This is a genomic window from Clostridium sp. OM02-18AC, assembly GCF_003481825.1.
GTDB lineage: Bacteria > Bacillota > Clostridia > Lachnospirales > Lachnospiraceae > Brotaphodocola.
In genome coordinates, this window is the sequence record NZ_QULW01000002.1 from 127,165 (window position 1) to 141,246 (window position 14,082).

Below are 14,082 nucleotides of genomic sequence, written 5' to 3' on the forward strand. Positions count from 1 at the left end.
TTGACGAATATAGTTTATCCATACAGGAAAAGGAGGTTTTTCTAATGGATAAAAAACAGACAATTACAACCGAACGCAAAATAGGGAAAATCACCTATCTTGTTCAAGCGTTGCCGAGTGAAAAGGCAACCGATACAATCCATAAAAAGATTGAGAAACTCATTGTAAAGGATTTGCAGAAAAAGCCCGGAAATCCGGGATTTTTAGCGTCCGAGTAGTGCATTAGGCGGCGGGATATGGTATAATGATAGCAACACATTATACCTGTTTATTCGGCTGTCGGAAAGGAGGACTAATGTTACAGTCGAATAAAATCACCGCCCTTTACTGCCGTTTAAGTCAAGAGGATATGCAAGCCGGAGAAAGCGGAAGCATACAGCACCAAAAAATGATACTTCAACGCTATGCGGACGAACACCATTTTTTGAACACAAAGTTTTTTGTGGACGACGGATTTTCCGGCGTGAGTTTTGAGCGCGAGGGGCTGCAAGCGATGTTGCAGGAAGTGGAAGCCGGACGAGTGGCGACGGTCATTACCAAAGACCTTTCCCGTCTTGGCAGAAACTATCTGAAAACGGGCGAACTCATAGAGATTGTATTTCCCGAAAACGGAGTACGCTATATCGCGATCAACGACGGAGTTGACACAGCGCGGGAGGATAACGAGTTTACCCCCTTGCGGAACTGGTTTAACGAGTTTTACGCCCGCGACACAAGCAAGAAAATCCGCGCAGTTAAACAGGCACAGGCGCAAAAAGGCGAGCGCGTCAACGGGGAATATCCATACGGCTATATCCCAGACCCGAACAACCGCCACCACCTTATACCCGACCCGGAAACCGCGCCGATTGTCAAACAGGTTTTCGCTATGTTTGTTAGCGGCGTGCGTATGTGCGAAATCCAAAAATGGCTTGCGGAAAACAAAGTCTTGACGATTGGAGCGTTGCGCTATCAGCGTACAGGACAGGCGCGGTATCAGCGGGCAATGATCGCCCCCTATACTTGGCCGGACAAAACGCTCTATGACATATTAGCAAGGCAGGAATATTTAGGGCATACCATAACCGCGAAAACTCACAAGGTATCCTACAAGTCGAAAAAGACCCGGAAGAACGAAGAAGAACAACGCTATTTCTTCCCAAACACCCATGAGCCGCTTGTTGACGAGGAAACCTTTGAACTTGCGCAAAAGCGGATTGCTACCCGCCACCGCCCGACAAAAGCAGCGGAGATTGATATTTTTTCCGGCTTGCTGTTTTGCGCTGGTTGCAGACATAAGATGTATTACCAACAGGGCGTAAATATCGAGCCGCGCAAGTTTTCCTATTCTTGCGGCGCATGGCGCAACAGGGCAAGGACAGGCAGCGAGTGTACCTCTCATTATATCCGCAAAAACGTACTTCTTGATTTAGTGCTGGAAGATATGCGGCGGGTTTTGCGGTATGTTAAGGAACACGAACAGGACTTTATCTGTAAAGCTACCGAGTACGGCGACATGGAAGCGAGAAAGGCATTAGCGCAGCAGCAAAAGGAACTTTTCAAAGCACAGGCGCGTATGACCGAACTTGACACGCTTTTCCGCAAGCTGTATGAGGACAACGCATTAGGCAGACTGACAGATGAACGGTTTGTGTTTCTAACTTCCGGCTATGAGGACGAAAAGAAATCCCTTGCCGCAAGGATAGACGAGTTACAACAGCAGATCGCAACCGTTACCGAGCGAAAAAGGGATATATCAAGGTTTATTCAGATTGTCGGGAAATACAGCGACATACAGGAATTGACCTATGAAAACGTCCATGAGTTTATCGACCGTATTTTGATACATGAATTAGACCGGGAAACCAACACCCGGAAAATCGAAATCCATTATAGCTTTGTCGGACAGGTTGATACCGAGCAGGAGCCGACGCAAGTTGTCAACCATGACCGCCGCAACATGGTAGATGTAAAAAGTATCGCTATCTAACCCCAGCAAAATTCGTACCCGTATAGCCGTCGTCCACATAGAATTTCGGGTTAGGGAAACCGTGTTCCTTTGCGTACTTCATCAGATATTCTTTCTGGTTTACAATGCTGTTGCTCTCGCCTTCCCGTCCGTCGTCCTGGCTTAAACGGCAGTACAAGGCGGTAAATTTTTCCTGCTGTCTTTTCATAAGGTTCTCCTTTCCGACAGCAGACACGGTATTGTGAAGTGTAGGTACAGTGTACCATACCTGTCCTCAAACTTCAACGCTTTAAAGCGGTAATTCTTCTGCGGTCTGCTATGCTCCGTCATCGCCACTCCAATCCCCGTCATTATAACATTCATATCCCTGCATGCCACGCATAAAAATATCCGTAAGCTTGGAAAGCAAATCCCGCCCGTCCTTTCGGAAATGGGCGTCGACGGTGTATTCCGTGCCGCCGATTTTCTCGGTAAAGCTCATCTGCTCTGGAACACGGACAAGGGGAGTGACGTTTTGGACGGGCGGCAGAGGGGGATATACTTTATCGGGATTTACCATAGGGGCGTCCCTGTATTCCTCCATGATTGCCTGTATTTCTTCTTCGGACTTTCTGCTCATCGCAATGATTCCTCCCTCCTGCGGTCTGTTTTGCCTGCCCTCCCGTTCTGGTTTGAACGCTGTTTTTCAGCCGTATCGTGGATTTGGTTTAAACAATCATCAATGTGGGCAGAGCGTTTTTCAATTCCATCCGCATATTTCAGCCGCTTTCGCAGTTCTGTTATCTGCTCCGTCACTCCGTTTTTTTCTTCTCGGAGCGTTTCTTTCTCGGCGGGTGAAGCACGCCGTATCTTATTCTGCAAGTGCCGCCGATAGTCGGTAAGCATGTCCATTTCCGTCTGGTTTTTCTCCCTGTCGGCGTGCAAATCGGAGAGGGTGGAGATGTCATGCTCTGACATATAGCGTACCTGTGCGGTAATCTCGTCCAGTTTCCGAAGCTCCTCTTTCATCAGCGGGCTTGTCGGCTTGTAGTCCGTGCCTTTCGGGAATATCCCCAACTGATAGCACCAGTAATAATACAACGCTAAGATTCCCGTGGTTTTCTGGTGCGGTTTCCAAGCCTTTTTATATTCCTCTGGCATATGGGGAGAGTAGGAAATCCTCGCTTTATAGTTCCCGTACCTTGCCCTTGTGCCTAAATGTGAGCGGATAAAATCGGGCGTTAAGCGTTCATCAAGCGTATCTAATCTTGTAAAATGCTTATACTGCGGCAGCTTCATCTTCCAATGCCCGCCCGAAAAATCAACCTCGTAGCCTTTGTCGGTAAGGTATCTCATCATGTGCGGAATATCCCGACTGCCGCTGATTGCCTCCGCCAAATCTTCCAGATAGACGTTGTAGCGTGTCGGCTTGCCGCTCTTTTCATCCAGATACAGCGGTCTTGAAGGGGCTTTCTTCGGGTTCTCAATCACCGATAATCCGTACTCTCTGCACAAGCGGTCTGACGTTTCCCTTAGCCGTTTCTGCTCCGATTTTGAGTAATTATATTTGCTCCCATCCAGATAGGAAACGGAGTTGAAGCAGAAGTGGTTGTGGAGATGCCCCCTGTCAAGGTGGGTGGCAACGATTATCTGGTACTTGTCGCCCCACATCTCCCTTGCCAGTTTCAAGCCGATTTCGTGGCATTGTTCGGGCGTTACCTCGTCTGGCTTGAAGCTCTGGTAGCCGTGCCAAGCGATATACCCGCCTGTCTTCTGGTACTGCTTTTTCGTCAGAATCATCTGCTGTAACGCTGTTTCTTTTAAACAGTTGATGGCGGAAACAAACTCTCCATTGTCCGTTTTCTCTGGATTTTTCACATAGGAGAACACGTCAAAGAAGTCCTGCATCTCCTTATTCGGCACGGTCTTTTCTGGATTTTCCACATAAGAAATCAGGTCTTTCAACCGTCCTTCGATGTGCCAGAGGCTCGTTGCCGCCATATCAGACTACCCCTTTCCCTGCATATTTTTCCATATCAAACGGTTGTGGCATAGTAAATCTCTGCTGCAAATCCATCACTAACTGCTCAATCTCCTTACAGATTTCAGCGGCGGCAGGATAGAAAGGGACGCATTTTCTGAAAGCATCATGCACTTCATAGAGCTTGCCTAGCAGTTCCCAAAACTCGGTTTGCGGCATTGGCTGTGGGGCATTTCCCCTGCATAACTGACGCATAAATTCTGCTGCGGACAGACCGCAGGCGGATGAATACTGCTTTAATTTTTCATGTTCTTCTTCGCTCAATCTAAAAGTAATGCATACTTTTTCTGATTTTTCTCTACTCATTTTTCTTAATCCTCCAGTCTTATTTTTTCTTTTATCGGGGTAGCTAGGGGCGCTGGACGTCCAGTGGACGTCCGCTTAGCGCCGACCGAAGCGGAGCGTAGACCTGTCCCCTAAGTTAGTCCACACGCCTTTAGGCTGTGGATTGGGATTGTGGCTGACACAATCCGATGCTCGCTATCCCTGCGGACATCTCCGCAGGGCAACTTTTCTGTGCAGCGACATTCTTTATACCTGCCCTTACCCTCCGAAAAGAAAATCCTATGTGCTTCCACCTCCGTTCTGGATTTGATTACCTTTGACTTTTGGATAAATGAAAAAGCCGCTGCACCACACCACGAACGACAAGAGGATTCCCTCTCAATCTGATTCGCAATGTTATGTAGCGGCTTTGAAATTCAAAACCCATGTCAGCCTTGTCGATTGACCAACATTTCAATTTTATATCTATGTACTTATTTAATTTTCAATCTTCCAATTTCCCCATTAGTATTTTAGAATACCATAGCGGCAATATGGCTGTCAAGATTTTGCACAAACTTTTTAGTATTCCCTATGGACAGGGATTTTATTCACTTATTCTAAAATTGGGCGGGAGAATTTTATCCCCCACCCAATAGCCCATAAGAAAGCGTGCTGTATTAGATGCCTATAAAATCTTCTGCAACTTTTTTCTGAGATGGTCTAACCGTGCATAGATAGCACCCGTCGTTAAATGCACAAGCGGGGCAATCTCTTTTGTGGAATAGCCCTGCATTTTCAGCAGAACGATTTGCAGAGTACGCCTGTCCACCGTAAGCAATGCCTGATACAGATTTTCATCCTCGATTTCATCTAATAAATCCGTAACGGTCTTTATCTCGGATGATTGCTCTTTGTCTGCCATAGCACCTCTTTTTGACACTATTTCAAGGACACTGAAAACAGTCAGAGAAGCAGTACATTTACAATTCAGATAAAATGATTGGAGGAACAGAAGTATGCACATTGGTTCTGGTCTAAATACGGTATCTTCAATGTACCGCCAACAAAAAGGCAATAATATGAAAACGCCTGCATCTGGGGAAAAGACATTTTATACGGCAGAAACACCGAAGGTATATCAGATATTCACAACAGATAATATGTTGTGGACAGGAGGTAATGGCACCGGTCTTTCTTATTGTCTTAAATATGCGGATGATTCAACGGATGAAAATCCGGTGGTGTTACATCTAATTACAAAAATACAGCTATTAAAGATACGGTCAAATAAGCTGCTCCATCATGGGAAAAGTATAAAATTAGGAGCTTTAGATAATATCACAAGGGAAAAGTTTTCAAAAACTTCTGGTAACTCTTTGAAATACATATCATATCAATAGATACGATAATATAAATTATGTTTGTATTTGTTGATAACAGGTTTATATCGGAAAAATTGTAAATTTATTTTCTATGTGAATTTTCATTTTTGTAGGGCTGGCATTAGACCAGCCCTTGATTTCATTATAATAGATAAAAAGATATTGAATATATATGCACGGTAAAAAGACGATTCTCAATAAATGAGATTGGGAAAAAGTAACCTTAGTGCTGTTGAAAAAATCACCATAGTTCTAATGAATCTTCTGCATCTACCCATATCTGCATTGTTTCATCAAGATATAATTTTGCATATTCAAGCGGTTTATCAATGGCAAGTGCGTTCAATGCACAGTCTGATCCGGGTGTGGTTTTTAAATCCTTTTCGGCTTCCCAACAGTCAATGCGGAGCATATAACCAGCAGAAGTATAAATATCAATGCTGTTTCTGTGTGGATTGTATTCTGCAAATATTGTTCTCATCGTATAGAATCTCCTTATCATTCAATCAGTCATTTGTTACAAAAATCAGAAGCATTTCAATCAGTTCACCATGTCACTTTTATTTTGTGTTATACTGTTTTATAGATTTTTCTTGCCCTTGTATTTGCCCTTATCAGAGTTCGTAAACGCTGACGGGACGATATAACACAAGGGAAACAATAAGGGAAAGCTCACCTGCGATAAATCCAGTGTTTTCAAGGGTTTGCAGAGAATTTAATAACAAAATATAACAGTTATTAAATTCCCTAAAACAGGTGAAATCTCAATCGTAATTTGAGGAAAAGAAGAATGGAAGATAAAAAAATATTACTCGATAATATTAACAAAATTCATACAACTGAACTGGGAGTTGATAGAATTAAAAGAAATCTAAAAATAGATATAGTAGATGTTGTTGAGTATTGCAAAAATAAGGTGTTGGATGAAAAGTGCCATATATACAAACAAGGTAAAAATTGGTATTGCGAAATTGAAAATGTCAAAATCACTATCAATTCATATGGTTATACAATTATTACAGCACATATTATTAAGTAAATTATAAGTTGAGGTGAAATTATGGCGTCAAGCAAAGAATATTTAGAGTTTATTTTAGGGCAGCTATCTGAGTTAGAAGAAATTACTTATCGAGCTATGATGGGAGAATTTATTATTTATTATCGAGGAAAGATTGTAGGTGGTATCTATGATGATAGATTACTTGTTAAACCAGTAAAATCAGCAATTAGTTATATGCCGACAGCTTCATATGAATTACCCTATGAGGGAGCAAAAGAGATGTTGTTGGTAGATGAAGTTGATAATAAGGGATTTTTGGCAGGTTTGTTTGGTTCTATGTATGACGAACTGCCAGCTCCAAAACCGAAAAAGAAGAAATAAACAAATTCTAATTTATAAAGGAGAATATTGATGAAACTATTTTTATGTTCACATTTTTCAAGTGTAGGAAGTCTGATAAAGGAAGAAATTGAAAATAAGAAAGTCGCATTTATTCCAACAGCTTCGCTGCGTGAAGGCTACACCGGTTATGTCGGCTCGGCTCGAAAGCTATTCAATAAACTGGGAGCAACCGTAACGGAAATTGATATTTCAACGGAGGCTTATTTAACGATACAGTCCGTTTTTGAAGATGCGGATGTGATCTATTTTACTGGTGGAAATTCTTTCTTTCTTATGGATCAGCTCCGTAAAACGGGAGCGAATGAGCTATTGAAGAAGGAATTGGCAAAGGGAAAACTGATGATCGGTGAATCGGCGGGTGCGATTATATGCGCTCCAACTATCCAATATATTGAACAAATGGATGAAAAGCCGGAGGACTACTCACAAGAAGATGATGCAGGGCTTGATTTGATTGATTTCTATGTTCTTCCGCATTATCTTACAGCACCATTTAAGAAGGTTACTGAGAAAATAATGACTGAATTTTCGGATTTGAATCTATGCCCAATTAACAACCGTCAGGGAATTGTAATCGATGGTGAAGGTTCAAAGGTTATTTGCAAAGACTAATTTGAAAATTCCAGTTTTACGAGGAGAACACAGTGTACGCACAGGCAGCGATAAAACCGAATACCTTACTCCGTAACGGTGCATACGGCATCGTTATGAGGGGTGTGCAAAAATGCACCTGTGCGGGTGCATCGTTAAGGGGTAGATATTCCGCTCCGTTATGTTGTATCAAATTAGACACGGCAACAGATCCAGCATGTGGCAGTGGTAACTTCCTTACGGAAACATATATTAGCATTCGTAGGCTTGAAAATAAGGTATTGGCTGAGTTGCAGAAGGGCCAGATTCGCTTCGGATTTGAAGAAGCAAATCCAATTCAGGTATCCATTACGGCTTTGATATTAGGACTACTACGGAAAGCAGTTGCGTAGCTGAACTAATGAAAATGTATCAGGAATTAACAGAAAAAGAAAATGCCAGAGGTAGAAAATGACCAGAGAGGAAGTGTTCGATTATTGCCGCCAGCAATACAAAACTGAACCGGATTATCCATGGAAAGATTACAATGCCGTGTTGAGGCACTCGGATAATAATAAGTGGTATGGTCTGGTTATGACAGTATCTTTCTATCGCTCACCGGACGACCATCCAGAAGCAGTTCGTTGTGGAATTTTAACTGCCGATCACCAAATTTTCCGTAGGGAACGATGGACAGTTTTAAAGATTTTGCGTGTAAAAAGTGAGAGCAGTCCACTGTTTCTTCGATGCGATAATCCCTTAGTTTTAAGCCATTTTTTCGTGTATCAGGAGACGGAGCCGGATATGCGCTTGGGTGCTGCGTCAATTGGGATTATGACTGATGACAATTATAACATCTTTGAGGACGGTATTGATTTGATGGTAGGTGGTCGCATGATGCCTGTACCTGCTTATCCGGAGTATGAGCACAATCCAGAGCTGCTTGAAGATATGGAAAAGATTAAGTATGTGTTGGATGGAGGAAATCTGTCTTACCGGCCATCACCGCATCGTTTTATTCGCACCAATAGACCATCGACTTATGCTATGGATGAGATGATAGAAGAAGCAAAGCAAGGGCTGAGAAGAGAATTTCCAAAACATGGGAAAAGGATAGAATATACTGTTGATTGGCTGGAAGTACGGCGGAAGACCTCATTTGTACCGATCCAGCTGAGGCAAAAGGGTATGTTCGCTTTGCATCTGGAGCTGGCAAGCTCCGCACCGGACATTAAGATTGGTGCTAAGACGCAGAGAATAGAAAAACGAGGAAAAAGTTACAGTCGATAAGTATTTATATAGAACAGAAAGGCAGGATTTTGGTCCTGCCTTTTTCATATTTATCAGTGGTTGCAAACAAAGTCCGCCACTTCTTTGTTGAATTTATCTGCTTCGTCCCAGAAAAGCATATGCCCGGAATCCTCGAAGAATACAGTCTTGGCCCCCGGAATGTTTTCGCCAACCCAGGCACTACCATGCCAGTCGAAAATGTTACTCTTTTTGGCAACACAGACAAGGGTAGGCAGGTTGATGTGCGGGATAAAGTCGCGCCAATCCAAATTTGTATGATCACGCATAATTTCAATGCGTGCATAAGGCGGGCACTTATTGGCTTCGGCTGCCAGCATCTTGGCATCTTCTGGATCCGGTGTATGATTTAAGCATCCAGTGATCAGTCCAGCTGCAGAGCCTTCTGGATCCGCTTGAATTCCACAGCACAATCTGATAAATGACTCAACATCATAGCAACCTTTCTGTCCCCATTGCCAATCAGGTCCGATATACTGAGCAGGAGACTGGTCCACGCAAATCAGTCCGCTTAGTCTATCGTTTCCAAAAAGTTCGATGTAGCTCCACCAAATTGATGCGCCCATGGACCAGCCAAGTCCAGTAACATCTTTGATATCCAGATAGTCCAGCAGATTCTTCACATCCATGGCATACCGAGAAATTCTATGGCTGTGCAGAACTTTTTCGGACTCTCCGTGTGCACGTAAATCCATGGTGATCACCTTGCAAGATTTTGCCAATTCATCGACATTCTGCTTCCAGAACTTCGTCGAACAGGTCCAACCAGGCAGCATCAACAGCGGTCTTCCTTCTCCCCGTACATCATAATAGATTTCCACACCATCATTTGTTTTAAATGTGCTCATATAGTAAACCCTCCTTTACCATAAGCAAACGCTACAATTCAGCTACCATCATTGTATCACAATTAATACAAACCAGAACGAAAGAATCTATTAAATTTACTAAAAACCTACAAATAAATAGTATTTTGCCCATGCAGAATTTCAGTAAATCAATGTAAAATCTAACTTTTTACCAGTATCTACTACAATCCGCTTCAAAATCGATTTTATTTTCTATCCCATTCTCCATCATATATATATTAGAAAGGATGGTGTATAACTATGGCAGAAGAACTTCGCATGGTCCAAGACATGGATTTAAGGGGTATATATTAGGGTCAGTGCATTGGTCTGATTAAGACTGCGGACGATATTAGAAATCCCTCCGAATCTATATGCCAGATTCAGAAGGATTACGATAAAAATACGCTCTTTTTGTTCTGTGGTAAGAGAACAAATCGTACCAAAGGTCTTCTCTGGGAAGGTGATGGTTTTCTGCTTTTCTACAAAAGATTAGATAATGGTGCATTCAGCTGGCCGCGTTCTGCAGAAGAAAATCATCCGCTATCATTTACAGCATCGCAGAAACAGCAAAAGCGAATAACTTAAAACCATACGAGTACTTTGAATATCTTCTGACAGAGATTCCAAAGCACATGGATGATACAGACCGATTTTTCTTAGATGATCTGCTTCCGTGGTCGGAAAAACTACCAGAGAACATCCGAAAACCGAAGAAGAGCAATTAAGCGAAGCCGCGAAAGCGGCTTTTGATTGGCAAGGTATTTGCTATGATGCGTTTACGGCAGATGTTATAGAGCTGATAGTATAAGTTGAAGCAACTGCCTCTTTGCCATGCTGGGCGAAGCGGGGCAGTCCATCCGGAAACCAGCGGAGTATCGCTCCCTGGCAGGAGGAATACGAAGCGGGGACAACGGACTAACTTCGGTTTTCAATCAGCTTCCATTGATCCATGAGCAGATCCTGTTGTAGAGAACCATATCTTCTTTTGTATAGATCGGATTGTTGTAGAAGTCCATGTACGTATAGTCAACGCGTCCAACTTCACGTTTATCAGAGGAACCGTGGAGAGTCCAATCTTCCCAGCTCATATTGGTATACACACTGAATTCCCATTTTTCATTTTCCGTGTTCTCATGGGTGCAATCATTGCGATAAATACCAGGGGTGAAGCAGGCCATACCAAGTTCACGTCTCCATTGCCCATTCTCACCTGTATACCAGCCATCCGTTGTAACTCCGTTGATCAGTTTGTTCCCCTGTGCATCATAGAAAAACCATGTTCCATCGTATTCCCAACAAGCCTCACGTGGTGCCTGGTAATAGTCGCCGGAAGCAGAAGGGTCATAACTTCCGGCAGCATCGACATGAAGACAGCCATTATCTGGATCCAGTGTGTAGCGGATTGTGCCGTCAGCATAATAATTCGATACGGCAGCATAGGTCCCATCTCTGTACATAAGCATATCCGTCGTAGTGCACCCCATCTTCTTAAGTTTTGTGTCTGCCTGCATTTTCTCATATAGAATTCCTTTCTGCCGATTCACTTTCAGACCGGCACAGCGTTGCCATTTGTTTTCCTATCATCAATATACTAATGGCTTGCGTTTTGGAAAACCAACGGAAATTCACAATGCGCGCATAACTTGACAGAATTTATCAAATGTATTAGAATAAAACAAGTTGATAAAAGAAAAAAGTTAGATTACATGCAAAGAGGCTGGGATCCTACACAGGAACAGCCTTTTTGCGCACTGTACGGGGAGGCGCTATCATGGATATTGTCCAGTTAAAATATTTTAAAGCCGTTGCGCAGACGGAGCATCTGACCAATGCGGCTAAGCAGCTCAATGTGGCACAGCCGGCACTGAGCGTAAGTATCAGCCGCCTGGAAAACGAAATCGGAGTTCCGCTTTTTGACCGTCAGGGGCGCAGAATTAGTCTGAATAAATATGGAAAAATGTATCTCGAGTCGGTAGATCAGGCGCTTACAATTTTGGAACGGGCGCAGAATGAGGTGATCGCGGAGAGTGAGAAGAGTGAAGCGATACTGAACCTTGGACTGGTCAGCAAACTGTTTTCTCATATGGTTCTGATTGGGTTTAAGGAACTTTATCCGAAATGCCGGATCCGTTCGTTTGACATTATGGAAGACGGAATCGAGGAAGAATTGTTATGGGGAGATGTTGATTATGTGCTTGCCAGCTGTTTGAGACAGAATCCGGAAATTACAGAGGAAGAAATTTTTAAAGAGCGGTATTTTCTTGCTGTTTCTTCGGACAGCCCGTATGCTTCCTGTGAAGAAATCAGCCTGTGTGATTTAAAAAATGAAGAATTTATCAGTCTGCCGAAGGGATATGAACACCGGACGATTACCGATGAGCTTTGCAAAAAATACGGATTCGTGCCAAATGTAACAACAGAATGTTTTCATTGCCATATGCCTGGGGTAGTGGCATCGAAAACCGGTGTGGCATTTATGACAGAAAGTCAGATTGAGAAAAACCGGGCAAACCGTCAGCTTGCTTTTATTCCATTTAAGGAAAAGGATTGCATCCGACATTATTATCTTCTTTGGAAAACAGATCGGCATTTTAATAAGGTGGCAGAAGGGTTCCGTACTTACGCCAGGAACTACTATCACAATAGGGGAATGACAGATTCCTGCCGTTGTGATAACTGTTAAGACATGATATGCAAAGAGGCAATTGGAGAAAGGTATCTCTAATTGCCTTTTTTTAGACAATTCGCTGAAAATATGTAAATGTTGACCTGTTTGATTCGTTTTTTTATATAAATTCATTATAATTGTATATTAGACATATTGGTAATTTTTTGTTAAGATATTCTCAACAATACAACATGTGCTTGAATAGAACACGTTGGAAAAAGGTCTGGAGGGATAAAAGAAGATGAAAGACAAATTAGACAAACTGATGAGTCGCGCCTTTGGAAAACCGATGTATCGTTTGGCGATGATCATACTCGGATTTCCGACCATTCTGGTAGCGTTCCTCGCATTCCTGATGAACCGGGGCAAAGAATCTGCAGAATACACTGCAGATATGGATTCGGTCAGAAAGAGTGCAGAAGAAGATGGGACGCTGGAGCGGATTCGCAAGGATGCCCGGTATTATCTGACCAGCAAGTACCAGCATTTTGGAAAGAGTACAGATAACTCACAGTTCCAGAAAGAACTGGAAAAGCAGATCGCAAAAGATACCGAGACAGAACTTGAGGCAAGACTCCAGGCAATGTACACAAAAGAAGGAAAACACGGACGTCAGTCCTTTATCCAGTTTTTGTGCAGAGCCTTAAACAATCAGGGACTTTTGATGTTATCGGTAATTACATCATTCCCAATGTACATTCTGCTTCTGATTTTTGCAAACCCGTATACCCGCTACATATTTGAACGTCTGATCATGATGATCTTTGTTGCGTTCGGTGTTGTTATGGTAGTATTTACGATCCTGCATTTTGCATCATCCAACCCGGCGCTGAATGTACTTGGTGAGTATGCAACTGAGCAGCAGGTTGCAGATTTCAATCATCTGCATGGTCTGGATCAGCCATATATTATCCAGTTGTTCCGGAACTTTAAGAATCTGGCAACATTCAACCTTGGAAACTCTTATCAGGGTAATGAGGATGTTATGGCAGCTATTTTAAGAAAGTTTCCGGTAACGGTAGAAATGAGTGTCTATGCATTTGTTATTGCAGCTGTGATTTCGATTCCGATCGGTATCATTTCTGCTATTAAGCCAAATACCGCATTCGATTACATTTTCATGTTCCTTGCACTGGTTGGTCTGTCCCTTCCGGCATTCTGGTTTGGTATGATCATGATCCTGAATTTCTCGATCAACACACACTTACTTCCGGCTTCTTATGTGGAAGGAAATAAGATATCCCTGCTGATGCCGGCCCTCGTATCTGGAACGCATCTGGCAGCCAGCCTGGCACGTAACACCCGTTCAGCACTGCTTGAAGTTTTAGGTCAGGATTACATCGTAACAGCAAGAGCAAAAGGTTTAAGCAACATGCGCGTGATTTTGAAGCATGCACTTGGAAATGCCATGATCCCGATCGTAACCGTTGCAGGCTTACAGTTTGGCGGAACCCTCGGCGGATCTGCTATCATTGAGAAAGTATTCAACGTAAAAGGTATCGGAAGCTACATCATCGAGAAACAGTTCCTTCCGGATATTCCGGCTATCCTGGGCGGTGTTGTATACGTATCCATCGTGATCAGCCTTGTGAACCTGGCCGTGGATCTTCTGTATGTATACTTAGACCCGCGTATCAAGTCCAGACTGAAGAGCCAGTAAGGGAGG

At 43.1% G+C, this 14,082-nt stretch carries 18 protein-coding genes and 2 pseudogenes; 12 read left to right on the forward strand and 8 right to left on the reverse strand.

The genetic code is table 11. The features are described from left to right. The first annotated feature begins 44 nt into the window (after positions 1 to 44). Positions 45 to 218, forward strand: a complete 174-nt coding sequence (locus DXB18_RS02240; protein ID WP_002604472.1) for a transposon-encoded TnpW family protein — start codon at positions 45 to 47, stop codon at positions 216 to 218. Between the two features lie 77 nt (positions 219 to 295). Then, positions 296 to 1,969 carry a recombinase family protein gene (locus tag DXB18_RS02245; RefSeq protein ID WP_002604471.1) on the forward strand — a complete coding sequence of 558 codons (1,674 nt, stop codon included), beginning with the start codon at positions 296 to 298 and terminating at the stop codon, positions 1,967 to 1,969. Between the two features lie 7 nt (positions 1,970 to 1,976). Here DXB18_RS02245 and DXB18_RS02250 read toward each other — a convergent pair. The 5 genes and pseudogenes from DXB18_RS02250 to DXB18_RS02270 form a co-directional block, all read right to left on the reverse strand. Continuing rightward, positions 1,977 to 2,156 (reverse strand): annotated as a pseudogene (locus DXB18_RS02250) (recombinase family protein); the annotation flags it as partial. Positions 2,157 to 2,264: 108 nt separating this feature from the next. Then, positions 2,265 to 2,567 (reverse strand): hypothetical protein, encoded by a 303-nt coding sequence (locus tag DXB18_RS02255; RefSeq protein ID WP_071132118.1) that lies wholly within the window; start codon positions 2,565 to 2,567, stop codon positions 2,265 to 2,267. Next, positions 2,564 to 3,928, reverse strand: coding sequence for a relaxase/mobilization nuclease domain-containing protein (locus DXB18_RS02260; RefSeq protein WP_071132117.1), 1,365 nt, complete (start codon positions 3,926 to 3,928; stop codon positions 2,564 to 2,566). Before DXB18_RS02260 ends, DXB18_RS02255 begins: the two co-directional genes overlap by 4 nt. 1 nt (position 3,929) lies before the next feature. Next, positions 3,930 to 4,274: a hypothetical protein gene (locus DXB18_RS02265; protein WP_071132116.1), complete on the reverse strand. Its 345-nt coding sequence runs from the start codon at positions 4,272 to 4,274 to the stop codon at positions 3,930 to 3,932. Positions 4,275 to 4,920: 646 nt separating this feature from the next. Next, positions 4,921 to 5,157 (reverse strand): annotated as a pseudogene (locus tag DXB18_RS02270) (sigma-70 family RNA polymerase sigma factor); the annotation flags it as partial. 94 nt (positions 5,158 to 5,251) lie between these two features. Between DXB18_RS02270 and DXB18_RS16825 the strand changes: the two are divergent. After that, positions 5,252 to 5,635, forward strand: coding sequence for a hypothetical protein (locus DXB18_RS16825; protein ID WP_230328618.1), 384 nt, complete (start codon positions 5,252 to 5,254; stop codon positions 5,633 to 5,635). A 223-nt stretch (positions 5,636 to 5,858) separates the two neighbouring features. On the opposite strand, the gene DXB18_RS02280 is transcribed toward DXB18_RS16825, so the two are convergent. Further along, on the reverse strand, positions 5,859 to 6,098 hold the full coding sequence (locus DXB18_RS02280; protein WP_008115692.1) for a DUF6061 family protein: 240 nt from the start codon (positions 6,096 to 6,098) through the stop codon (positions 5,859 to 5,861). Positions 6,099 to 6,407: 309 nt separating this feature from the next. Between DXB18_RS02280 and DXB18_RS02285 the strand changes: the two genes are divergently transcribed. The 5 genes from DXB18_RS02285 (at position 6,408) to DXB18_RS16450 (ending at position 8,879) form a co-directional block, all read left to right on the forward strand. After that, positions 6,408 to 6,656 (forward strand): DUF3781 domain-containing protein, encoded by a 249-nt coding sequence (locus tag DXB18_RS02285; protein WP_118705760.1) that lies wholly within the window; start codon positions 6,408 to 6,410, stop codon positions 6,654 to 6,656. A gap of 21 nt (positions 6,657 to 6,677) precedes the next feature. After that, on the forward strand, positions 6,678 to 6,998 hold the full coding sequence (locus DXB18_RS02290) for a TfoX/Sxy family protein (RefSeq protein ID WP_117567916.1): 321 nt from the start codon (positions 6,678 to 6,680) through the stop codon (positions 6,996 to 6,998). Between the two features lie 30 nt (positions 6,999 to 7,028). Further along, a complete protein-coding gene (locus DXB18_RS02295) occupies positions 7,029 to 7,631 on the forward strand; it encodes a Type 1 glutamine amidotransferase-like domain-containing protein (RefSeq protein WP_118705762.1) in 603 nt (200 codons plus the stop codon). A gap of 95 nt (positions 7,632 to 7,726) precedes the next feature. Then, positions 7,727 to 8,002, forward strand: coding sequence for a DNA methyltransferase (locus DXB18_RS16830; protein WP_347560837.1), 276 nt, complete (start codon positions 7,727 to 7,729; stop codon positions 8,000 to 8,002). Between the two features lie 58 nt (positions 8,003 to 8,060). After that, positions 8,061 to 8,879 (forward strand): hypothetical protein, encoded by an 819-nt coding sequence (locus DXB18_RS16450; RefSeq protein WP_243103099.1) that lies wholly within the window; start codon positions 8,061 to 8,063, stop codon positions 8,877 to 8,879. A gap of 53 nt (positions 8,880 to 8,932) precedes the next feature. On the opposite strand, the gene DXB18_RS02310 is transcribed toward DXB18_RS16450, so the two are convergent. Next, a complete protein-coding gene (locus DXB18_RS02310; RefSeq protein WP_118705764.1) occupies positions 8,933 to 9,745 on the reverse strand; it encodes an alpha/beta hydrolase in 813 nt (270 codons plus the stop codon). 557 nt (positions 9,746 to 10,302) lie between these two features. Here DXB18_RS02310 and DXB18_RS02320 point away from each other — a divergent pair. Next, the gene (locus DXB18_RS02320; RefSeq protein WP_347560838.1) at positions 10,303 to 10,473 is read left to right on the forward strand and encodes a transposase domain-containing protein; all 171 of its coding nucleotides are present in this window, start codon (positions 10,303 to 10,305) and stop codon (positions 10,471 to 10,473) included. Next, a complete protein-coding gene (locus tag DXB18_RS16700) occupies positions 10,422 to 10,556 on the forward strand; it encodes a hypothetical protein (RefSeq protein ID WP_279220816.1) in 135 nt (44 codons plus the stop codon). The genes DXB18_RS02320 and DXB18_RS16700 overlap by 52 nt, the downstream gene beginning before the upstream one ends. 124 nt (positions 10,557 to 10,680) lie before the next feature. Here the strand turns inward: DXB18_RS16700 and DXB18_RS02325 are convergent, their stop codons facing one another. Next, positions 10,681 to 11,205, reverse strand: coding sequence for a hypothetical protein (locus tag DXB18_RS02325; protein WP_147355207.1), 525 nt, complete (start codon positions 11,203 to 11,205; stop codon positions 10,681 to 10,683). A 314-nt stretch (positions 11,206 to 11,519) separates the two neighbouring features. Here DXB18_RS02325 and DXB18_RS02330 point away from each other — a divergent pair, with 314 nt between their 5' ends. Then, positions 11,520 to 12,431 carry a LysR family transcriptional regulator gene (locus DXB18_RS02330; RefSeq protein ID WP_118543067.1) on the forward strand — a complete coding sequence of 304 codons (912 nt, stop codon included), beginning with the start codon at positions 11,520 to 11,522 and terminating at the stop codon, positions 12,429 to 12,431. 226 nt (positions 12,432 to 12,657) lie between these two features. Beyond that, positions 12,658 to 14,076 carry an ABC transporter permease gene (locus tag DXB18_RS02335; RefSeq protein ID WP_118543066.1) on the forward strand — a complete coding sequence of 473 codons (1,419 nt, stop codon included), beginning with the start codon at positions 12,658 to 12,660 and terminating at the stop codon, positions 14,074 to 14,076. Positions 14,077 to 14,082: the final 6 nt, after the last annotated feature.